The sequence below is a fragment of the Anaerococcus urinomassiliensis genome (assembly GCF_900128425.1).
Lineage (GTDB): Bacteria > Bacillota > Clostridia > Tissierellales > Peptoniphilaceae > Anaerococcus > Anaerococcus urinomassiliensis.
This window is the reverse complement of sequence record NZ_LT635782.1, coordinates 1,441,810-1,466,374: the sequence shown is the minus strand read 5'-3', so window position 1 is coordinate 1,466,374 and position 24,565 is coordinate 1,441,810. Positions and strand designations below refer to the sequence as shown.

Sequence of the window (24,565 nt, the reverse complement as noted above, 5' to 3'; positions counted from 1 at the left end):
TTTTGTACCCAGTTTAAGAATACCTTTATCATGTGATTCTAAAGTATCCAGAGAATATCTGTATGCTTTGTATACCTATGGTTATGCATAAAAATCCCAGTGATAAAAGTATTTATCACTGGGATTTTTATGCCCTTTTGGGTTTTTGAATGGAGGAAAATCACATGAAAATTATTAATATTGGAGTTTTAGCTCATGTTGATGCAGGAAAAACTACCTTAACAGAAAGCTTATTATATAACAGTGGAGCGATTACAGAATTAGGAAGCGTGGACAAAGGTACAACGAGGACGGATAATACGCTTTTAGAACGTCAGAGAGGAATTACAATTCAGACAGGAATAACCTCTTTTCAGTGGGAAAATACGAAGGTGAACATCATAGACACGCCAGGACATATGGATTTCTTAGCAGAAGTATATCGTTCATTATCAGTTTTAGATGGGGCAATTCTACTGATTTCTGCAAAAGATGGCGTACAAGCACAAACTCGTATATTATTTCATGCACTTAGGAAAATGGGGATTCCCACAATCTTTTTTATCAATAAGATTGACCAAAATGGAATTGATTTATCAACGGTTTATCAGGATATTAAAGAGAAACTTTCTGCCGAAATTGTAATCAAACAGAAGGTAGAACTGTATCCTAATATGTGTGTGACGAACTTTACCGAATCTGAACAATGGGATACGGTAATAGAGGGAAACGATGACCTTTTAGAGAAATATATGTCCGGTAAATCATTAGAAGCATTGGAACTCGAACAAGAGGAAAGCATAAGATTTCATAATTGTTCCCTGTTCCCTGTTTATCACGGAAGTGCAAAAAACAATATAGGGATTGATAACCTTATAGAAGTGATTACGAATAAATTTTATTCATCAACACATCGAGGTCCGTCTGAACTTTGCGGAAATGTTTTCAAAATTGAATATACAAAAAAAAGACAACGTCTTGCATATATACGCCTTTATAGTGGAGTACTACATTTACGAGATTCGGTTAGAGTATCAGAAAAAGAAAAAATAAAAGTTACAGAAATGTATACTTCAATAAATGGTGAATTATGTAAGATTGATAGAGCTTATTCTGGAGAAATTGTTATTTTGCAAAATGAGTTTTTGAAGTTAAATAGTGTTCTTGGAGATACAAAACTATTGCCACAGAGAAAAAAGATTGAAAATCCGCACCCTCTACTACAAACAACTGTTGAACCGAGTAAACCTGAACAGAGAGAAATGTTGCTTGATGCCCTTTTGGAAATCTCAGATAGTGATCCGCTTCTACGATATTACGTGGATTCTACGACACATGAAATTATACTTTCTTTCTTAGGGAAAGTACAAATGGAAGTGATTAGTGCACTGTTGCAAGAAAAGTATCATGTGGAGATAGAACTAAAAGAGCCTACAGTCATTTATATGGAGAGACCGTTAAAAAATGCAGAATATACCATTCACATCGAAGTGCCGCCAAATCCTTTCTGGGCTTCCATTGGTTTATCTGTATCACCGCTTCCGTTGGGAAGTGGAATGCAGTATGAGAGCTCGGTTTCTCTTGGATACTTAAATCAATCGTTTCAAAATGCAGTTATGGAGGGGATACGCTATGGCTGTGAACAAGGATTGTATGGTTGGAATGTGACGGACTGTAAAATCTGTTTTAAGTATGGCTTATACTATAGCCCTGTTAGTACCCCAGCAGATTTTCGAATGCTTGCTCCTATTGTATTGGAACAAGTCTTAAAAAAAGCTGGAACAGAATTGTTAGAGCCATATCTTAGTTTTAAAATTTATGCGCCACAGGAATATCTTTCACGAGCATACAACGATGCTCCTAAATATTGTGCGAACATCGTAGACACTCAATTGAAAAATAATGAGGTCATTCTTAGTGGAGAAATCCCTGCTCGATGTATTCAAGAATATCGTAGTGATTTAACTTTCTTTACAAATGGACGTAGTGTTTGTTTAACAGAGTTAAAAGGGTACCATGTTACTACCGGTGAACCTGTTTGCCAGCCCCGTCGTCCAAATAGTAGGATAGATAAAGTACGATATATGTTCAATAAAATAACTTAGTGTATTTTATGTTGTTATATAAATATGGTTTCTTGTTAAATAAGATGAAATATTTTTTAATAAAGATTTGAATTAAAGTGTAAAGGAGGAGATAGTTATTATAAACTACAAGTGGATATTGTGTCCTGTATGTGGAAATAAAACACGATTAAAGATAAGGGAAGATACTGAATTAAAAAAATTCCCCCTCTATTGTCCGAAATGCAGACAAGAAAATTTAATTGAAATAAAGCAGTTCAAAGTAACTGTGATTACAGAGCCAGACGCAAAGACGCAGAGCCGATAAAATGAGATTAATACAATCTCATTTTATCGGCTCTTTCCGTTATGTATGGATTCTTTTAATTAGTCTTCGATGTTTCTTGCTTCGTTGATACCGCTGGCTAAAGATTCCATTAAGGATAGTTCTTTGTCTGTAAAGCTATCCATGTATTTCTCTATCTGTAATCGTCGGGTGCTTTTTACCAAGTTATTAGCAGGTAAGAAAAATTCATCAACGGAAACATGAAGTAACGATACAAGGTCATAAAGAACTTGTATGCTGGGGTGTTGCCCTTTATTTTCAATATTAGTTAAGTACCGTGGGTCAATTTCAATCAATGCTCCCACTTGTTCACGAGTTAAACCTCGTTTCAATCGAGCTTCTTTAATGGCTAAACCAAAGGCTCTAAAATCATATTTATCTTCTTTTTTACGCATAGTAGACCACCTCTATACATTTTATTGTTCCTACTGAATTAAAAACAGGTATAGAAAAACGTGTTATATGGTTTATAGGTTTATATTTAATAAAAAGCACTACTAAACGCCAATAAAAAAAACCGTTATATGGTAGTGCTATTTACGCTGTTAAAATATTGTATATTACTTCCAAATGGCGGTTTGTTGGAGGTCAACGTCGCCATGAAGTACATCATATACAATAAATTTCCTTACATTGGGTTCTTGTCAAAAAAAGTCGTCTATCTGCAATAGATAAGTACGTCCACCAATGTGGTTTTATAAATCATATAGATAGAATAACAGAAGCATGTAAACAGAGAAATAAATCTGTTTATATGCTTTTTTGGCTATTCAGAACTTTTTTACAAAGTTTATTTATCAGTAATGCAACAAATCCCCCTTTCACATTGGGACTAAGAGTGAAAGGAGATAAACGAGCAAGGCTCACTTCCTTTCCTAGACAGAAAGGGGGTGAGAAACATGAAACCATCTTCTTTTCAGACCACAATAGAAAATCAGTTTGACTATATCTGTAAACGTGCTATGGAAGACGAGCGAAAGAATTATATGCTTTATCTTTCAAGGATTGCAAAGCGTGAGGTGTCCTTTTCGGATGTTGGCGATTATCTTGTTAGCCAGTTTGCGACAACAGATAACTATTCAACTGACTTTCAGATTTTTACACTCAATGGGTTATCAGTAGGCGTTGAAAATGATTTGTTGAGTGAAGCATTACGTGAGTTGCCAGACAAGAAACGTGAAATTCTACTGCTGTTTTACTTTATGGACATGAGCGATTCAGAAATTGCAGACCTGTTGAAATTGAACCGTTCTACTGTCTATCGGCATAGAACCAGTGGACTAGCCTTAATTAAAAAGTTTATGGAGGAATTTGAAGAATGAAAACACAATATCCTATGATTCCCTTTCCTCTCATTGTAAAGGCAACAGATGGCGATACCGAAGCGATTAACCAGATTCTACATCATTACAGAGGGTACATAACGAAGCGTTCCCTACGACTTATGAAAGATGAATATGGCAATCAAAGTATGGTCGTTGATGAAGTCTTACGTGGAAGAATGGAAACCAGACTGATTACAAAGATTTTGTCATTTGAAATTAAGTAATATCCTCTCTCCTTTCGTGGAAGCGTGCTAAACCATTCCACGCTTCCCGAACAGGGAGGTTTGTTATTCCACCAATGCATATTGAGCTTTCAATGTGTTTTGATAGGCTAACGAGCCATTGTTCTTTGAAAACTGAATAAAAGTAATCGAATACGTTTCGATAAGAAAAGAGCCAACGGAACTAACCGCCATGACCTATCTTATAAAGATAGCGAGCGATTCATGTTAGTGATCCGAGAAGCAATCTTTAGCAGGATTGCCTGCAACGACATTCTTATCGTGATAATGATACTCCCATACAGTCAATAGTCCGAGCGTGATAAAACCGTCGCAGGCAATGAGTATGGCTACATGAGAACCATGCAGGGGTGGAACTCCCGTGAGCTTTGCTAAAGCTGTTCGATTGCTGGTAAAACAACTTTTATGAAATCCAAATAAGTGATTTGGAAAGGAGGATTTTATGAAGCAGACTGACATTCCTATTTGGGAACGTTATACCCTAACCATTGAAGAAGCGTCAAAATATTTTCGTATTGGCGAAAACAAGCTACGACGCTTGGCAGAGGAAAATAAAAATGCAAATTGGCTGATTATGAATGGCAATCGTATTCAGATTAAACGAAAACAATTTGAAAAAATTATAGATACATTGGACGCAATCTAGCGTCGCCAAAGGGTCTTGTATATGATAAAATAGTATTAAGTCGTATCAAGGCTCTTTCCATAAAGGAAAGGAGCAAATGCCATGTCAGAAAAAAGACGTGACAATAAAGGTCGAATCTTAAAGACTGGAGAGAGCCAACGAAAAGACGGAAGATACTTATACAAATATATAGATTCATTTGGAGAACCGCAATTTGTTTACTCGTGGAAACTTGTGGCTACAGACCGAGTACCAGCAGGAAAGCGTGATTGTATCTCACTTAGAGAGAAAATCGCAGAGTTACAGAAAGACATTCATGATGGTATTGATGTTGTAGGAAAGAAAATGACACTCTGCCAGCTTTACGCAAAACAGAACGCTCAAAGACCAAAGGTTAGAAAAAACACTGAAACTGGACGCAAATATCTTATGGATATTTTGAAGAAAGACAAGTTAGGTGTAAGAAGTATTGACAGTATTAAGCCATCAGACGCTAAAGAATGGGCTATTAGAATGAGTGAAAATGGTTATGCTTATCAAACCATCAATAACTACAAACGTTCTTTAAAGGCTTCATTCTATATTGCTATACAAGATGATTGTGTTCGGAAGAATCCATTTGACTTTCAACTGAAAGCAGTTCTTGATGATGATACTGTCCCTAAGACCGTACTAACAGAAGAACAGGAAGAAAAACTGTTAGCCTTTGCAAAAGCTGATAAAACCTACAGCAAAAATTATGATGAAATTCTGATACTCTTAAAAACAGGTCTTCGTATTTCAGAGTTTGGTGGTTTGACACTTCCAGATTTAGATTTTGAGAATCGTCTTGTCAATATAGACCATCAGCTATTGAGAGATACTGAAATTGGGTACTACATTGAAACACCAAAGACCAAAAGTGGCGAACGTCAAGTTCCTATGGTTGAAGAAGCCTATCAAGCATTTAAGCGAGTGTTAGCGAATCGAAAGAATGATAAGCGTGTTGAGATTGATGGATATAGTGATTTCCTCTTTCTTAATAGAAAGAACTATCCAAAAGTGGCAAGTGATTACAACGGCATGATGAAAGGTCTTGTTAAGAAATACAATAAGTATAACGAGGATAAATTGCCACACATCACTCCACATAGTTTGCGACATACATTCTGTACCAACTATGCAAATGCAGGAATGAATCCAAAGGCATTACAGTACATTATGGGACATGCTAATATAGCCATGACGCTGAACTATTACGCACATGCAACATTCGATTCTGCAATGGCAGAAATGAAACGCTTGAATAAAGAGAAGCAACAGGAGCGTCTTGTTGCTTAGTAGTACAAATGAATTTACTACTTATTTACCACTTCTGACAGCTAAGACATGAGGAAATATGCAAAGAAACGTGAAGTATCTTCCTACAGTAAAAATACTCGAAAGCACATAGAATAAGGCTTTACGAGCATTTAAGAAAATATAAAAAGATAATTAGAAATTTATACTTTGTTTAATTTAAAAATACACTATTTTATGATAACTTAAATTTTAAAAAACTAAAAAAATTACTTTGAAATAGATACTTTTACAACTATAATAATATGTATGATATTAAAAAATATTTTAAATTATCATATTTAAAGATATTTAATTAAATTATTAGTTACTAACAATTTAAGAGGGGGAGTAATTTATTTTACACAGGGAATTTGCTGAAGAAAATTATTTAGAAGCCATATATATTTTATCTTTGGAAAATGAAGAGGTTAGAAATATAGACATTGCTAACTATTTGGATTACAAAAGACCGACGGTTACAAGAATGCTAAAAAAACTTGACAATAAAGGCAGGATAACTTATGGAGATGATAAAATAATTCGTTTAACAGACGAATCAAAAAAATTTTGTGAAAAGATGTATAAAAAACATATGTATCTTACTAGCGTATTCATTAAACTTGGAGTTAATCCTAAACAAGCAGAAAGTGAAGCTTGTCTTATAGAACACGTTATATCAGATGAAACGTTTAAAAAATTAAAAAAACATTTTAATGAAACCTTATAATTAATAGCATAGATAACTTTTAAATAAGTTTTTTATGCTATTTTTTTTAATTATTTTACAAAAACGTTCAAAAACTCATTGATAAATGTTATCAAATGGTATATAATGAATAAAAGTTAGCTATTGCTAACAAAAAATATATTAAAAGGTGAATTTATGTCAAAAAATTTTGAAATGCTAAATAAAGAATTAGACGAAAACAATATTAAAGCTAGTCTTGTTATATTTCCGTTTGCAGGTGGTGGAGTGTCTGCCTTTAGAAAATGGAAAGATGAGTTTGAAGATATAAAATTACTTGTTGCCCAGTATCCAGGAAGAGAAAACAGGTTTTCTGAAAAGGCTATAAGTGACATTAACATCTTAGTGGATAATTTATTTGAAGATATGAAAGAAAATTTTAATTTTAGAAAACCTTATTATTTATTTGGACACAGTATGGGAACAAAAATAGTTTATGAACTTGCATTAAGAATTAAAAATTCGGATTACATAAATCCAAGAGGAATAATAATATCAGGAGGACGAGCACCATTATATAAAGAACCTCATCCAATTTATCATCTTGATGATGACGGATTTATAGAAGGCTTAAGAAGATATGAAGGAACACCAAAAGAAATTTTAGACAATAAGGATTTAATTTCTATTTTCTTGCCAACACTTAGGGCAGATTTTGCAATAGATGAAGACTATCAAGACACAAAATTTGAGAAATTAGAATCACCTATACTAGGTCTTATGGGAGATAAAGATCAAGAAATGACTTTAGATGAACTTATAAAATGGCAAGATTATACCACAAAAGAATTCACTTATAGATATATCGATGGCAAGCATATGTTTGTCAATACATCTCCTGAAAGTGTCATTAAAGAGATAAAAGAGTTTATAAAAGTAAATGAAAATTGAAGAATATGAAATAAGAAAAATTAATGATTTTCTTACTTTAGAAGATTTAAAAGATAAATTAGCTAGTAATAATTTAATACTAATTAAGGCTTATACAGATAAATTATTAGAAGAAAAATTACTTCCTTATTTAACTAAAGAGGAGATAATAAAATCAGAAGATTATAAATCAGAAATAGCAAAAATTAATTATCTAGCATCAAGGGCAATACTTAATTTGACCTTAAAAGGTTTACTCGAAAAAGGAATTAATGATTTAAGAGTCAAGAGGGATAAAAACAATAAGCCTTATGTAGAAAACACTCTAGGATTAAAGTTTAACATATCCCATACAGAAGACTTGGTCTTGTTAGCTTTTTCTAAAATAGAAGTAGGAATAGATGTTGAAAAAATAAATTATCAATTTGAGTTTAAGGATATATTAGAAAATTGTTTTACTAAAGATGAAATTATAAATATAGATAATAACATAATCAGTTTCTATAGATATTGGACTGCAAAAGAAGCTTATCTTAAATGTGATGGTATTGGTCTTGTAAGGAATTTAAAAGAGATTGAAATAATTTCTTTTGGAAATGAATTTATAGAAATTAATGATAGTAAAAGGAATACAATAAGTAGATTAAAGTCATTAAACTATGATGACAAATATTTCGGGGCAATATGCTTGGAGGAAAATTAATGAACATTGAATTAAAAGAAAAATTAGAAAAAATTTATGATGAACAAGTATGGCCGCATATGACCTTAGGAGAATTTATTGAAGATTGTGCTAAAAAATATGGGGATAAAATTGCCTTAGTAGATGGAGATGTTGAACTTTCATATCAAGAATTAAATAGAAAAGCTTGCCAATATGCCAATGGTTTATTGAAAGCTGGATTTAAAAAGGGAGATAGAATCGTTCTTCAACTTCCTAATTGCCATGAATTTGTTATTATCCTTTTTGCCATGTTTAAGATTGGTTTGATTCCTGTATTATCCCTTCCAGCTCACAGGAAAAATGAAATAAAGGGAATATTAGAAAAATCAGGAGCAAAAGCATATATATCTAAGGGTAAATATCTTGGATTTTCATATGTGGATATGATTAGAGAAGTAAGAGAAGAATTAAACATAGATTTTAAAGTTTATATTCTTGGGGATAATCAAGGATATAAAAATTTTTACAATCTCAATGATAAAGATTATATATATCAACATATAGATGTTGACTATAAAGAAATAGGATTATTACTTTTATCGGGTGGTACCACTGGGATACCAAAATTGATACCAAGGAGACACTGCGATTATATCTATGTAGCAAAAGAAACTGCAAAGAGATGTAAAATGGATCAAGACAGTATTTATCTAGCCTCTCTTCCTATTGCTCACAACTTTCCTTTATGTTGCCCAGGGATATTAGGAACATTTTTTATAGGCGGCAAAGTTGTTTTATGCCCAGTAACAAGCCCAGATGAAATCTTGCCTTTAATTGAGGAAGAGGAGGTTACGATAACGGGATTAGTTCCTGCTATGGCAAATATATGTATAGATTTTATAAAGGTAGATGATTATGATATATCTTCATTAAAGGTTCTTCAAGTTGGAGGTTCGGTTTTAGAAGAAAAGCTTGCAGAAAAAATAGAAAGAGAATTTGGGTGCAAATTACAACAAATTTTCGGAATAGCTGAAGGTCTGATTATGACAACTTCTTTAGATGATGATAGTAAAACTATATTTACAACTCAAGGTAAACCTATAAGTGAGTTTGATGAATTGTTAATAGTTGATGAAGATGGAGAAGAAGTCAAAGATGAAGATTACGGAGAACTTATAGTTAGAGGCTCTTATACAATTTATGGCTATTATAAGCTCCCAGAAGTAAATAAAAGATGTATAGACAAAGATTTATATTTCAAAACTGGAGATAAGGTAAGGAAACTAAAAGATGGGAATTATCAGGTAGTTGGAAGAATTTCAGAAACAATAAATAGGGCTGGAGAAAAGATAACTCCATCTGAAATTGAAGATATTTTACTATCAAATGAAAATATAGAAGATGTTCAAGTTGTGGGGATACCAGATCCACTTTTAGGTGAGAAGATAGGGATATTCATATTAAAAAATGAAAAGGAAGAACTTTCTTTAGAGGACGTTAGGAAATTTTTAGTTAATAATAATGTAGCTGAATTTAAATTACCAGATGATATAAAATATATTGATTCATGGCCGTTGACAGCATTAGGAAAAATTGATAGAAAAAAATTAAAATTAATAGATTGAGGAGCAGAATATGGAACCAAACGTAGGGAAACAAATTAAATTAATAATTGTAAAATGGTTAAAAGATACCTTACAAAAATCAAAAATAGGGGAAAATGATAATTTAATAGAAAAAGGCTTAAGTTCCATGCAAGTAATGCAACTTTCAGGAGTTCTTAAAAAAGAAGGAATTAGAATTTCCTTCGCAAAGCTCATTGAGAAGCCTACACTTAATTCATGGTTTGACCTAGTAGATAATTCAAAAATTATTAAGAAACCTTCAAAAGATAATAAGAAATCAAATGATGGTAAAGATTCATTCAATCTTACAGATGTTCAATATTCTTATTTTATAGGCAGAAGTGATGATCAAACTCTAGGTAGAGTGGGTTGTCATGCCTATATTGAAATAGACGGAGAAGAAATAGATTGTAAAAGATTGAATGATGCATGGAATAAACTTCAATATAGACATCCAATGCTCAGGGCAAGATTCACAGAAGATGGAAAGCAAGAAATATTAGATAAACCTTTTAGTGAAGAAATTGAAGTTTTTGACTTATCTAATTTAGATGAAAAAGAAAGAAAAATTAGATTAGATGAAATACGAGAAAATTTATCGCATAGAAAACTCAGAGTAGAAATGGGAGAAGTCGCAGGATTAAAACTTGCAAATCTGTCACAGAATAGAAATAAAATTTTCTTTGATTTAGATTTACTTGTTGCCGATGTCATGAGTATGAGTATTCTTTTAAAAGAATTAGGAGAATTGTATTTAGGAAAAGAATTAGACAATCTAAACAGTTATACTTTTAAAGACTATATAAATAATCTTGAAGTAGACTCTGAAATTTATAAAAAAGACCAAGAGTTTTGGAAAGAAAAAATAGACTCATTTGAAATAGAAAGACCTAATTTACCATTAAGAAAAGATCCTGAACAAATCAAAGAAACAAGATTTACTAGAAGAAAACGAGTTATTGAAAAAGATAAGTGGAGCAAAATAAAAGAGCTTGCAGCAAGCTATAAATCTACGCCATCAATGGTTTTATTAACTGCATATGATTTAATTCTAGAAAGATGGACTAACCAAGATAAGTTTTTTATAAACTTACCATTATTTAATAGAGATCTTTCAAACGAAAACATGAAAGATATGGTGGCAGACTTTACAAATATCTTATTAGTAGAGCATGAAAGAAAAAATGATACTTCTTTCCTAGAAACTTTGAATAGAATAAGCAAAACCTTTATAGACAATGTTAGTCATTCATCTTATAGTGGAGTACAAGTTCAAAGGGATATATCAAAATCACAGGGGACAAGCCTTAATGTAGCACCTGTAGTTTTTGCGTGCAACATAGACTATCCACTAGAAACTGAAATTTCAAGGGAAGCTTTGGGCAAAATTACATATATGGTATCACAAACTCCAGGAGTATGGTTAGATTTCCAATCTTATATAAAAGATGGAGATTTAGTATTATGCTGGGATAGTGTAGATGAACTTTTCCCTGAAAAAATGTTAGATGATATGTTAAATTCTTTAGAAAAACAACTTTTAAGACTAACAGAAAAAGAAAATTGGGAAAGCAAATTTGATGTGCTATCAGAAAATCAAAAACTAGCAAGAGAAAAAGAGCTTCAATCAATTCTTCCATTAAACTTTCCTGATGAAAGATTATATGACGGATTTATAAAAAATGTAAAAGAAAATCCAGAAAAAATTGCAATTATAGATTCAGAAACTAAAGAAGAAATATCCTATATGGACTTATATGAAAAATCCTTAAATATAGCAGGATATTTAAAGGAAAATGGAATAAAAAAGGGAGAATATGTGGGCATTACTCTCCCGAGATCAAGCAAGCAAATTTATGCTATATTTGGAATACTCTTTGCTGGAGCAGCATATGTTGCTATTGGAATAAATCAACCTAGTGAAAGGCGAAGTAAAATATACGAACAAATAGGTATAAAGTTTGTAATCAGTGATAATAAAACAATAGAAGATTGCAAACTAGATACGAGAGAAGTTTCTTTAATTGATTTAGACAAGACTATAGATAAATTCTTAGGTCTTGATAAGCCTATAGAAGTAAGACCTTTTGACTCAGCCTATATAATAATGACATCAGGTACTACAGGAGTGCCAAAGGGTGTTGAGATCATGCACACAAGTGCCATTAATACTATTAATGATTTAAATGAAAAATATTCTATTAATTCAAATGATACGTTACTTATGGTGTCAGCAATAGACTTTGACTTATCAGTATATGATATTTTTGGAGTACTTGGTGTAGGTGGAACACTAATAACAACTAATGAAGATAATTATCGTAATTCTGATGAATGGATTAGAATTATTGAAAAATATAAGGTAAGTGTGTGGGACTCTGTACCTATACTTTTTGACATGCTCGTAACTATGGCAGAGGGTGAAAAGAAAAACTTACCACTTAGAATTGTTATGTTATCGGGAGATTGGATAGCAAAAGACTTACCAGGAAGATTTTATAAGATAAGCGAAAAAGAAAATTCTATAGTTGTTGCTATGGGTGGTGCAACGGAAGCTTCAATTTGGTCAAATTATTTAAATGCACCAAGAGAAATACCAAAAGATTGGATGTCAATTCCATATGGAAGACCACTTAAAAACCAAGTCTATAGAGTAGTAGATGAATTAGGTAGAATATGCCCTAATTATGTTAAGGGAGAACTTTTAATTGGTGGGGTAGGTGTCGCTAAATGTTATCATGGAGATGAAGACCTAACTAATAATAAGTATTTTGAAGAAGATGGGATTAGGTGGTATAGAACTGGAGATAATGGAAGATTTTGGAATGATGGTACTATTGAATTTCTTGGAAGAAAAGACACTCAAGTAAAAATTAAAGGTCATAGAATTGAACTTGGGGAAATCGAAGATGCTATAAGTAAATTTGATGGTGTTAAAAAAGTAGTAGTTGATTTTATAGAAAAAGTAAACAGCAAAAATCTAGTAGCCTTTGTAAAAATTGACAAGGATTCTGATAACTTTAATACTAATAAATGTTTAGAAAAAATAGACGCTTCTTTTATTGAGGAAGTGGAAGAAATCTCTTATGAGGATATAAGGACACAAAATGAAAAAATAAATAGGCTGGTCGCCAAAACTATTATAAATGTCTTTAAAAGCTTTGAACTTGATTTAGTAAATAATAGCTACTCAATTGTTGATATTTATAATAAAATTAAGGATTCAAAAAGAAATAGATTTATAATTGAAAATTGGATAAATAAACTTTTATCTTTAAAATATTTAGAATTTAAGAATGAAAAATATTCATTAAGAGAAGATGAGATTTTCATAAATGAAGAAAGTTGCAATAATGAAATAGGCAATTATTTAAAGGATTTAGAATTGGAGCTTATAAAGATTTTGTCGGGAGAAAAAGATCCTATAGAAGCCTTTTATTCAGATTCAAATAAATCCTATATGTCAAAATTTACAGAAGAACTTTTAGGCTATGAAGAATCAATTAATAGCATTATAAATTCAATAAAGGCTTATGCAAGATTAAATAATAAAAAAAATATAAAAATCTTAGAATATGGAACTAGAAATAGTGAACTTACTACTACTATTTTTAAAGAGCTTAAAGAGTTTATTAGTGAGTATATTTATGCTGATAGTTCTATCTACTTTAGAAATAATCTATCTGATTTGGAGAATGATAATAAATTTAAATATGTTTGTATAAATGATAACTTAGAAACTTCTTTAGATGAAGATAATTTTGATATTGCTATAGTTTTAAACTCGATTCACAGAAGTAATGCCAAAAAGACTCTTATAGAAGGAGTACTAAAAGTGTTGAAAGTTAATGGACTTATTATTGGTAATGAATTAAAAAATAATAACCTACTGCCTATTATTACAGCAGATATAATAAATGAGCAGCCATTTAACGAAGTAAGACCAGATGATTTTGACAATAATGATTGTGAAGTCCTCTATATAAACAGTGAAAAAAGGACAGAATGCTCTAATTTTATAACTTTTATAATAGCTAACTTAAAAGAAAACAAGTCTACCTTTGAAAAATTAAGAAGTTATTTATCACATGAAATACCAAGCTATATGATTCCTGCAAATTTCTATAAAGTAGATGACATTCCATTAAATAAAAATGGAAAAGTTGATAGGAAGAAATTGAAAAATAAGTTAAAGAATAAAAATAAAAAAGAAAAATTAGAAATTAATTATAATGTAAAACCTAAAAATGAATTGGAGCTTACTATACTAAAAATATGGAAGGATATTTTTAATAACGAAAATATAGGTGTAGACAATAATTATTTTTCTATTGGTGGAGATTCTCTAACGGCGACTGAGATAGTTGGAAAGATTAGCAGTTTGTATAATGTTAAGATTTCAGTAAAAGATATTTTTGAGAATCCGACGATAGAAAAACTATCTATTGTAGTAGGAAATAGGAAAAAACATCATATCAATAGTGAAGAAATGAAGAATCAGATTTTAATGGATATAGATAATAGGCATAAGCCTTTTCCTCTGACTGACATACAATTTGCCTATTGGATAGGAATGAATGGGGGACATAATTTAACCGGTATATCTACTAATTGTTATTTTGAAGTAGAGTTGAAAAATATAGATATCGGAAAATTAGAAAAGTCTTTTAATGAATTAATAATAAAACATGATATGATGAGGGCTATAATATTGAATGAAGGACAGCAACAAATACTGCCTAACGTTCCATATTATAAAATTCAAGTTTTTGATTTAAGTTATACTGAAGAAGATAGAATTTTGGATAAAATCAATACAATCAGAAACGAAATTTATAATAAAACAATACATTACGATAAATGGCCTTTATTTGATGTTAGGGTGACTAAGCTAAAAAAAGGCATTGTCAAACTACATGTTAGGTTTGAAAACATAATATTTGATGGCTGGAGTATGTTTCATGTGCTAAAACAATGGCAAATGTTGTATGATGGAAAGTTGATTCCGGATATTGATATAAGCTATAGAGATTATGTTTTAGCCTTAGGAAAGCTGAGACATACAAAAAAATATATAGAAGATAAGAATTATTGGGAAGATAGAATTGAAAGCTTTCCAGAATATCCTAAACTACCATTAATAAATTATGAAGGAAACGTTAAAAAAGTAAGATTTGTAAGAAAATATTTTTATTTATCTGAAAATAAATGGAATATTTTTAAGGAGATTTGTAAAAAATATGGATTCACTACCAGTTCTGCACTTATTACTGCATATAGTGAAACACTTAAGAAATGGTCAAGTAACAAACATTTTGCATTAAATATTACGAGGTTCAATAGAGAGCAACTTCATAATGATATAGATGGGGTGATAGGTGACTTTACAACTTTAAACTTATTGGAAATTAAAGAAAAGTGTGGAGAAAGTTTATATTCTAAAATCACTGATGTTCAGAATCAGTTACTAGATGATATCTCTCATTCGTTATATAGTTCAATTGAATTTGAAAGAAAAATAAGAAAAAAAATCAATAATTATATCGAATCAGTAATGCCAATTGTATTCACTAGTGGAATTGGCATTGATGACAGTAGAGAAGAAAAGTGGATTGATAACCTAAGTTATAGTATTTCTCAATCATCTCAAGTTTGGTTAGATCATCAAGTGTTTGTTTTAAAAGGAGGATTATATTTATCTTGGGATTATATAAAAGAATTATTTGAAGAAAATACTATTGCAAAAATGTTTGATGAATATAAAAATATTATTGATTTAATGATTCAAAACGATAATTGGGATAATATTTATATCGATACTTTGGATTCAGATGAAGCTGAGATAGAAGCAATATCTTCTAATAAAAATATAAAGAAGACTCTATATGAAAATGTTAATATTGTACAAAAAAACAAATGCTATGACATAGAATATAAGGTAATAAAATCATTTGAAAAAATTTTATCAACAAAATGCATTAGGAGTAATAGTAACTTTTTTATTGAAGGAGGAGATTCTCTTAAAGTTGTTAGATTAGTTAAGCTATTAAATGAAAAATTTGATATTCAACTTAGCATCAAAACTATTTTTGAGAAACCTACTCCTAGTGAACTTGCTAAATTTATTTTTTCTATAAGAAAATAGGAGGTTGGCATTGATCTCAGATGTATGCGTTTTAAAATATATAATTTATTTAAGAGAAAATAATATTAGATTATATCTAGATGATAAAAAAATAAAATATAAAGCTATGGATGGAACAAGCAATAAATTTATTTCTGATTTTAGAGAATATATAGGAAAAAATAAAAACCAGTTTATAAAAGTATTAAAAAATATTAATACTGGAATAGAATTAAGTCCTATTCAAAAGTCATATATTTTGGGGATGGATACAGATTGTGAATTGGGTGGGACTAACTGTGCTTATTATATTGAGTACAAGATAAACAACATAGACATATCAAGGCTTGAAAAAATAATAAATGAATTGATTTATGAAAATGAAGGGTTAAGATGTTTTTTTGTTGATATTAACAAGTACGTAATTTTTGATACATTCGACAAATATAAAATAAAAAAACTTGATAATAATCTCGATTATAATGAAATTAGGAATCTAATTTTTGATAAGAAATATTCGTATTATGATTGGCCACTTTTTGATTTTTATGTACATAAAGATTCAAATAGCGACGATATATTGTATTTTATATTCAACTGTATAGTATTAGATGCTTGGAGTGCCAACAATCTAATCAAGGAAATATTTTATAGATATTTTTTAGATATACACAAAAAAATTGCAAGCACTAACTACAGTATTTATAAAAGAAAAGAAAGTCTATATTTAGATAATTTGGAAATGGAAGAATATCATAAGTATCTTTCGGATGAAATGAAAAAATATAGTATCCCAGAATTGAAATATAAAAGAGATTTTTCAGAAATAAGAAAAGTAACCTTTAAAAGGGTTTGCTATGAATTTACTGTAAAGGAAACTAAAGAAATATTTAGTAAACTTAGACTATTGGGATACACACCGACTATGTATATTGCGACCTGTTACGCTAGTTTTTTAGCTGAAGCTAGTGGTGAAGAAAGATCTTCAATAATATTAACTATGAATGGAAGAAAAAATATTATTGAAAATGAAAATGATATAATTGGTGAATTTTCTAATATAGCAGTTTTAAATTATACAAAAAGTGGAAATTTTTGCCATGATTTAAAAAATATTAGAAATTCTATTTTAGAAATACTAGAATTTATTGAATATGATGGAATGGAGTCATTTAAGTATATAAAACAAAACAAGCTAGGACAAATAGTATCTCCTTTTGTTTTGACTAGTGTAATAGAAGAAGATACTATTATGGAGGGATTTGTTACAGAAAACTATGCTATTAGTAAAACACCTCAAGTAATAATAGATCATCATATTAGATTAATAAGAAATTCTATGGTTATTTCTTGGGATTATGTAGAAGAGTTATTTGAAAAAGAGTATATTGAAACGCTTTTCAATAACTATATAAAATTTTTAAACAATATGAAATTTAATATTTTATAGACGAAGGAGATAATGTGATGAAAAATATTTGTACCGAAAAAATTGTTATAAAGGGAGCTGAAAAAAATATAACAGGTCAATTCGAATATGATATTAAGGATAAAAATAGTGAAAAAAATATAGTCTTATTCATTCATGGCTCTGGAGAAAGCGACAAAGATGGAACAGTTTATTATTCCAACAGGATTGTTTCTAAAAATTTTAAAATAATATCGGATGAACTTTTAAGAAATGGTGTAAGTACATTTAGGTTTAACAAAAATTATGGTTATCAAATTGACAAAATAATACAGGATGCTATTTGCATTACGAAGTATTTAAAAAATAGGAATGATGTAGGTAAGATTTATATTTATGGTTGGAGTGAAGGAGTTAGAGTAATAGCTAATATTATTAAAGAGGTAGATGGGATAGATGGATTAATATTGCAATCAGGTGTTGCTAAAGGCTGGAATTCTTACTTCCAGTATATATTAGAAGAGTTAGTTACTATGGAGTTAGAAAAAATAGATAGTGATAATGATGGCTTAGTAAATGTTTTTGATTTTGAGAGATACGAATTAAACTCTTCCTCTGTTTCGTTTGCAATTAGTACAATGCTACTAAGGAAAGCGAGTAATGGGATATTAAAGTTTAACGATAGAATTGATACAAATTCAGATGGCGTAATAAACATAAATAAAGATTGGAAGAACGTTGCAAAACTAATAGGAGATAATTCGTTAAACATTTCAAATTATGTGGAAAATTTTTTTCTAGATTCATGGAATGGAGATTTAGAGATTTTTAGCAAGTTTGGCAAACCAGTACTTATATTACATGGAATTAATGATGGATGGATTAATCCTGTGGAGAGCGTCGAGCTCGCAAAGAAAATAAATAAAAATGTAGATATAAAGCTATTCCCAGGATTGGGTCATTCTTTACAAAAAGTAGAGTCTCCACTTCAAGATATCGGCGGAGAAATTGACACTGAAGCTATTGAAAGTATATCGAAGTGGGTTATGTTGCAAATGAGAAAGGATATAGGCTAATTTTATGAAAAGTAAGAAAGATATAAAATTGAAAATAGTTTGTGATATTTGGTGCGAAATTTTAAATGAAGATATCAATAAAGACGATAACTTATTAGAAAGAGGTTTAGACAGTCTTAATGCAACAAAGTTTATCTCGATATTAAATCAAAGATATGCTATAAATATAAAACTAAAATCCGTGTTTTTATTTGTTACACCAATAGACTTTGTAGAAAAATGTTTAGACGAGATAGAATTAAATGACGATGTTATTTTTGAAGGTGAAATCTAATGAAAAAGGTTATAGATGACAATAGTAAAAATATTAAGGCGCATAATCTTACACCGATGCAGCATTCTTATTATATAGGCTCTCAAAATGATATAAAATGGGGAGGTGTAGATTGCCAAGGGTATTTAGAAATATTTTTAGAAGACTGTGATACTGACAAACTACTAAATTCATGGAAAATTTTAGTTAGTAGGCATGAGATGTTACGAGCAAGCATTTTTAATGGTAGATGTATAATAAATGGTTGCGATTATGTTGATAACATAGAGGTGATTGATCTTTCTAATTCTACAGACCATGATATTAAGAATAGACTATCTATTATACGTGAAGAACTCAAAAATACAGATTATAAAGTTTTTAATAAATCTTTCAAAGGAATTGTAGTAAAAACAAAAAAATTTAATATATTGCATTTATCTATAAATTTATTATTTGTAGATTTTGGGAGTGTACAAATTTTATTTAAAGAGCTAAAAGCTTTATTATCTGGTGCATTATTGGATAAAAAACAAGGAGATTTCTTTGATTATTTAGATTTAGTTAGTGAGTATAATGATAATAGAATATTAGAAGATAAAAAATATTGGAATGATAGAATAAATAATTTCCCATCATATCCTAGACTACCGAGGAGTGGAAGATTATCTCCAAAAACGAGTGTAGGAAATGAGTTTAAACGTTATACTTTTTATTTAAATAGTTCCTGCTTAGAATCATTAAAAAGAAAGTCTGTTAAATATGGTTTAACGTTTTCATCTGTTATTCTTTCCGCATATTCTTATATTATTAGTTTATGGAGTGAGAACAAAAAATTTTTATTAAACATACCGATACAAAATAGAATACCGGTACTAGATAGTAAAAATATTGTAGGAGAATTTACAGATGTAAATATACTTGAAGTAGATTTTGAACAAACAAAAAGCTTTTTGGAGTATTCTAGGTCTATTTTTGAACAGTTAATAGATGATTTAGATCATAGGAACTATTCTGGTATCGATGTTATTAGTGATATAAAAAAATTAACTAATAATAGAGATTTTATATCCCCCTTTGTGTTTACAGGTGTTTTGCAGAACGATAGTAGAAGTCTGAATATTAAGTATGGAATAACAAAGACTCCTCAAGTATGGGTAGATTGTCAAATAGTCGAAGATGTTAGTGGATTGAATCCCGATAGAGCATTATCTATCAATTGGGATGTAAGGGAAGGGATTTTTGATGACGATCTAATTGATACTATGTTTTTGCGTTTTGAAAGATTTCTTACAGAAGTTGCTGGAAATTCATTTTCATGGGAAAATAATTTAGGAAAAAATATAGTTTCGTTTGAAAAATTTTATAATAACCACAAAGATGTTTCTATCAAGGGACGTATACAAGATAGATTTATTGAACAATCAATAAAACATCCAGACAGAATAGCTATAGTATACAGAGGTAAAGAGTATACATATCAAAAACTTTATTATGATGCTCTGAAGGTATCAAATTATATTATTAATAATTGTTCAAGTGCTGAAGTTCCATATATAGGGATTAAAATAGATAAAAATTATAATCAAATAGTTGGTATTCTAGGAATATTAATGAGCGGTTTTTCCTACTTACCAATTGATATTAGCCAGCCATATGAAAGACAACTAAAAATATTGAATAAAGCTAAAGTGAATTTTGTATTGGATGAAGACAGAATTAATGAAGCATTAAAAAAATGTGATTCATTTGACATTATTGAAAAAAAATATATTTCAGATATTGCGTACGTGATTTTTACTTCTGGAACGACAGGAACTCCTAAAGGTGTTATAATGACACATAATGCTGTATTAAATACACTTGCTGCTGTAAATAATTTAATCAAACTTACCTCTAAGGATAGGATATTGGCTATTTCAGAAGCTTCGTTTGATTTATCTGTTTTTAATATTTTTTCATTGTTAGGGGCAGGTGGTATGATTGTTATCCCAGATTCTGATAGGAAAAATGATCCATCTCATTGGAATGAATTAATAAAAAGATATGAGATTACGTTGTGGAATTCAGTGCCCGCACAGGTAGAGTTATTGGAATATTTTTGTAGAGAAAGAGTTGTTTTTCCTTCCCTAAGATTTAGTCTTTTATCTGGAGATGTTATTAAAGCAAAATTACCTGAAAATTTAATTAAAATTTTTCCTAATAGTAAGATATTCAGTTTAGGAGGAGCAACCGAGGGAGGGATATGGTCTATATATCATGAAATAAATCCTAAGGTTAGAGAATTACCTTCAATACTATATGGGAAACCTTTAGATGGACAATCTGTTGTTGTTATTGATAAACATTTAAATGAGTGTGAGATATATTCTGTTGGTCAAATAGCAATCGCAGGATACTCTCTAGCAGAAGGTTATTTGAATGATGAAGCTATAACAAAGGAAAAATTTATTTATGATAGTGATCGAAACTGGCGTTATTATTTAACTGGTGATTTAGGGAGATATCAAAAAACTGGCGAAATTGAATTTCTAGGTCGCATGGATAATCAAATAAAAATAAACGGATATAGGATAGAGATATCTGAAATAGAAAGTGAACTTTTAAAGTCTAATACAGTGGAAAATTGCTCTGTGTTAAAGATAGATAATAAAATTATAGCTTTTATTATAGAAAAGAATTCAATAAAAAAGCATTTGGATTTATATAAAATTATTTATAACAATAAAAATATTAATATGGAAGATTTTAATAGATGCTTAACTGATGCAATATTAAAATCAGTATATGATAATTTGAAGAAGCATGAAATTTTTTCAGTTAAATTAGAAAAATATTGGTCAATAGTAAACAAAACCAGTGTAACTAAAGAAAATCAGCCAATATTAGATAAAATGCTGCTATATTTAGAGCAACATAATTATATAAAAAAAATAGAAGATACTTTTGTAGATAGTAATAAGATTGTGAGTAATGATTTATGGAATCAGTTATGTAAAGACTATAACATCGTTGCTCCGAAATCGGTTACTAACTATATAAAAAAACATGCAGATAATTTCTGTGAGTTGTTGTCAGGAAAAATGAATCCGCTAGTGAATTTATTCCCAGGCGGAAACACAGATATTGCGGAAGATCTTTATAAACAAACTATTATTTCTAAATATATTAACAACATAATATCAGATGTAATATATTTGCATTTGAAAGATACTAGCTACGCAAATATATTAGAGGTAGGTGGGGGTATAGGAGCCACAACTGACTTCATACTTAGTAAATTTGCAAAAAATAAATATACACACTATGAATATCTATTTACAGATGTTTCGACATTTTTTTTGAATAATATAAAACAAAAATATCCATATATAAATACTGAAATTTTTGATTTAAATAATGTAGATGAGAAGATAAACAGCAATAAGTTTGATGTTATAGTTGCAGTTGGAGTATTGAATAATGTTATTAACATCGACAACTCACTTACTATTTTAAAAGAGATGCTGTCAGATAGTGGCATTATTATAATTGCAGATCCAGTAGGTGAACATATAGAAATAGACATTTCACAGGCATTTATGATGCCAAAGCATACCGACAGCAGAGCAAAAAGTGGTAACATTTTTTTCTCTGAAGAGGAATGGGAAGAAAGTATCAAATCTTGTAATTTAGATTTAATACTATCTATTCCAGATAGAAATTCAAATAATTTTTATTCAAATTTTGGACAAAAAATATTTGTGATGAGAAAAAATGATAATAAAAAACAGACTTATAAAGAGTTTTTAGGGGATAAGTTGCCTCAGTATATGATTCCAAGTGAATTTATATGTGTAGATACGTTACCTTTAACAGAAAATGGAAAAATTGATAGAAAAAGATTAGTAGATATCTATATGGAAACACAAAATTCATCCTTTAAACATGGTTTTGAAAATGAGAATAAGTCTAACGATAAAGAAAACCGTATGTTTAAATCAATATTAAAAATATATATGGATATAGGGGAAGTAGATAGTTTAACAGAGAAGGATAATTTAAGGGAGATTGGATTTGATTCGTTGTTATTGTCTCAGGCAGCAGGTGAGATAATTAATTTATATGGAGATACTTATGACATTAAGTTTAATGAATTATTAAAAATATCTTTATCTGAATGTAATTTACAAGATATATACAATTATATATTAGATAAAGAAATAAAAACAAACAATATAAGTGATAGTTTTTCTAGGACAATAGTAAAAATATATAAAGATGTTGGAGCTATAGAGAGTTTGAACTTGGGTGATGATTTAAGAAAATTAGGATTTGATTCATTAATGTTATCTCAAGCCGCTGGAAAGATAATGGAATTATATGCTGAAGAATATGATATTAAATTTGATGAATTATTAAGTGTATCCTTGTCGGATGGAACAATTGATAAAATTATCCTTTATATTAAAGCTGCAAAAAACGGAAAAAAATTTAATCAGAATGATACTGAAGAAAATTATAATAATGAAAACTTTAAAACAAGTGAAGTTGTTATTTTTGGAGATATAAATTGTGAGTCATATTTTGAGATAGTAGAAAAATTGAAATTAACAAAATTTGATTTTAAAAAAGTAAAAACATTCAAGCATCTAGTTGAATTAGATGATTGCAAAGAGAAAATTATAGTGGTTTTCGATAATGAATTCAATAAAATATTAAACTTTGCGAGTCAAAAAATTATAGATAGAAAGGCTTTTAAAAAGATTGTAGCTATATCTCCCAATTTAGATAATATATATGAGTCATATTTAGGGAGAATGGTAATCTGTCATAAAAAAAGTATAGAATTTATAGATAGAAACCCTAACTTTATTGACTGCGATTATAAATGTTATGACAATACAGAACAATTGTTGAATTTAATATTGGAGGAGATAGATGAATGATAAAGTAATAGGGATTTTAGGTTCAAGTGGTAGAATTGGAAGCATTTTAATTCAGATACTACAAGAAAAAGGATACATTGTAAAATGTGGATATAATGAGAACTCAAATGTTAAAAATGAAAAAGGTTATTTTTTTGATATTAGAGATGAAGAAAAATTAGATTTGTTTTGTAGAGATATTTCAATACTGGTAGGAACGGCAGGACCATCATCAGAATTAAGTGAATTTATGTATTATGCTGCATTAAGGAAAAATATATATTATATTGATCCAAGTGGATGTAAGTTACTTCATTTTAAAGATAACTCTGATGCCAAAGTGATATTAAACACAGGATTTATTCCAGGATTACTTGGAGTGATTTTAATGAATTTTATTGAAAAAATGAGTGATATTCCTGATAAAATTGAAATAATTCATGGTGGAGAATACAATTTCTCTAATAGTTCAAAAAAAGATTTCATAAAAGCAAAAAATGAAAATTTTGATGGATATTTCATGAAGAATGTAAAAGGAGGTAAATTACAGTATTCAGACCAATTATATCCAAATTATACACCATCTGAATTAAATATTTGTAAAATATTTCCATATATAATTAACGAAGTCGAATACATCGGAAGAAAATATAAGATAAAGGATATATACTCATATACGGCTTTGGGAGAGAATAGTTATAAAGATATTAATTTTAGAGATTTAGAATATGTTAATAAAGGATATTCTGTAAATGTTTCAATTTATATAAATTGTATATTAGACTACTTTAGTAAAGCAGCTATTTTTTCTACTCCAAATCCTGATTATATAACAGCGTATATAATATATACTGTAATAGAAGAAATTTTAGAAAGAAATTTACAAGTTGTCGGTATAAATAGATATTGTGATTTGTTTTATAATAAAGGAATTTTTGACTTGTTAAATAAATTACCTATTGTTTCAAAACAAATCAATAAAATATAGAAGAG

At 29.5% G+C, this 24,565-nt stretch carries 18 protein-coding genes; 17 read left to right on the top strand and 1 reads right to left on the bottom strand.

Translation table 11 applies throughout. The annotated features are described in order from the left end of the window. Positions 1-62 precede the first annotated feature (62 nt). From BQ7474_RS07900 to BQ7474_RS07890, 3 genes are all read left to right on the top strand, one after another. Positions 63-149 carry a tetracycline resistance determinant leader peptide gene (locus BQ7474_RS07900; RefSeq protein ID WP_011058339.1) on the top strand — a complete coding sequence of 29 codons (87 nt, stop codon included), beginning with the start codon at positions 63-65 and terminating at the stop codon, positions 147-149. 15 nt (positions 150-164) lie between these two features. Further along, complete coding sequence (gene tet(M), locus BQ7474_RS07895; protein WP_000691727.1) at positions 165-2,084, top strand: tetracycline resistance ribosomal protection protein Tet(M); 1,920 nt, start codon at positions 165-167, stop codon at positions 2,082-2,084. Positions 2,085-2,202: 118 nt separating this feature from the next. Continuing rightward, on the top strand, positions 2,203-2,370 hold the full coding sequence (locus BQ7474_RS07890) for a cysteine-rich KTR domain-containing protein (RefSeq protein WP_000336323.1): 168 nt from the start codon (positions 2,203-2,205) through the stop codon (positions 2,368-2,370). Between the two features lie 59 nt (positions 2,371-2,429). Here the strand turns inward: BQ7474_RS07890 and BQ7474_RS07885 are convergent, their stop codons facing one another. Next, positions 2,430-2,783 carry a helix-turn-helix transcriptional regulator gene (locus BQ7474_RS07885; protein WP_001227347.1) on the bottom strand — a complete coding sequence of 118 codons (354 nt, stop codon included), beginning with the start codon at positions 2,781-2,783 and terminating at the stop codon, positions 2,430-2,432. A 504-nt stretch (positions 2,784-3,287) separates the two neighbouring features. On the opposite strand from BQ7474_RS07885, the gene BQ7474_RS07880 reads away from it, so the two are divergent. From BQ7474_RS07880 to BQ7474_RS07810, 14 genes are all read left to right on the top strand, one after another. Next, positions 3,288-3,710, top strand: a complete 423-nt coding sequence (locus BQ7474_RS07880; protein ID WP_000804885.1) for a sigma-70 family RNA polymerase sigma factor — start codon at positions 3,288-3,290, stop codon at positions 3,708-3,710. After that, complete coding sequence (locus tag BQ7474_RS07875; protein WP_000857133.1) at positions 3,707-3,937, top strand: helix-turn-helix domain-containing protein; 231 nt, start codon at positions 3,707-3,709, stop codon at positions 3,935-3,937. Before BQ7474_RS07880 ends, BQ7474_RS07875 begins: the two co-directional genes overlap by 4 nt. A gap of 460 nt (positions 3,938-4,397) precedes the next feature. Then, positions 4,398-4,601: an excisionase gene (locus BQ7474_RS07865; protein WP_000814511.1), complete on the top strand. Its 204-nt coding sequence runs from the start codon at positions 4,398-4,400 to the stop codon at positions 4,599-4,601. A gap of 81 nt (positions 4,602-4,682) precedes the next feature. After that, complete coding sequence (locus BQ7474_RS07860; protein ID WP_001291561.1) at positions 4,683-5,900, top strand: tyrosine-type recombinase/integrase; 1,218 nt, start codon at positions 4,683-4,685, stop codon at positions 5,898-5,900. A gap of 355 nt (positions 5,901-6,255) precedes the next feature. Then, positions 6,256-6,627: a metal-dependent transcriptional regulator gene (locus BQ7474_RS07855; protein ID WP_073998359.1), complete on the top strand. Its 372-nt coding sequence runs from the start codon at positions 6,256-6,258 to the stop codon at positions 6,625-6,627. A gap of 156 nt (positions 6,628-6,783) precedes the next feature. Next, on the top strand, positions 6,784-7,536 hold the full coding sequence (locus BQ7474_RS07850) for a thioesterase II family protein (protein WP_073998358.1): 753 nt from the start codon (positions 6,784-6,786) through the stop codon (positions 7,534-7,536). Continuing rightward, entirely contained in the window at positions 7,526-8,218 is a 693-nt protein-coding gene (locus tag BQ7474_RS07845) for a 4'-phosphopantetheinyl transferase family protein (protein ID WP_002841784.1), read from the top strand. Before BQ7474_RS07850 ends, BQ7474_RS07845 begins: the two co-directional genes overlap by 11 nt. Further along, a complete protein-coding gene (locus BQ7474_RS07840; RefSeq protein ID WP_073998357.1) occupies positions 8,218-9,804 on the top strand; it encodes a (2,3-dihydroxybenzoyl)adenylate synthase in 1,587 nt (528 codons plus the stop codon). The genes BQ7474_RS07845 and BQ7474_RS07840 overlap by 1 nt, the downstream gene beginning before the upstream one ends. A 10-nt stretch (positions 9,805-9,814) precedes the next feature. Beyond that, entirely contained in the window at positions 9,815-15,949 is a 6,135-nt protein-coding gene (locus tag BQ7474_RS07835) for a non-ribosomal peptide synthetase (protein ID WP_073998356.1), read from the top strand. Between the two features lie 10 nt (positions 15,950-15,959). Next, positions 15,960-17,378 (top strand): condensation domain-containing protein, encoded by a 1,419-nt coding sequence (locus BQ7474_RS07830; protein ID WP_073998355.1) that lies wholly within the window; start codon positions 15,960-15,962, stop codon positions 17,376-17,378. 17 nt (positions 17,379-17,395) lie between these two features. After that, on the top strand, positions 17,396-18,412 hold the full coding sequence (locus BQ7474_RS07825) for an alpha/beta hydrolase (RefSeq protein WP_073998354.1): 1,017 nt from the start codon (positions 17,396-17,398) through the stop codon (positions 18,410-18,412). A 28-nt stretch (positions 18,413-18,440) separates the two neighbouring features. Then, positions 18,441-18,686, top strand: a complete 246-nt coding sequence (locus BQ7474_RS07820) for an acyl carrier protein (protein WP_159429558.1) — start codon at positions 18,441-18,443, stop codon at positions 18,684-18,686. Then, complete coding sequence (locus tag BQ7474_RS07815; protein WP_073998352.1) at positions 18,686-23,593, top strand: AMP-binding protein; 4,908 nt, start codon at positions 18,686-18,688, stop codon at positions 23,591-23,593. The genes BQ7474_RS07820 and BQ7474_RS07815 overlap by 1 nt, the downstream gene beginning before the upstream one ends. Beyond that, the gene (locus BQ7474_RS07810) at positions 23,586-24,560 is read left to right on the top strand and encodes a Rossmann-fold NAD(P)-binding domain-containing protein (RefSeq protein ID WP_073998351.1); all 975 of its coding nucleotides are present in this window, start codon (positions 23,586-23,588) and stop codon (positions 24,558-24,560) included. The genes BQ7474_RS07815 and BQ7474_RS07810 overlap by 8 nt, the downstream gene beginning before the upstream one ends. Positions 24,561-24,565 lie beyond the last annotated feature (5 nt).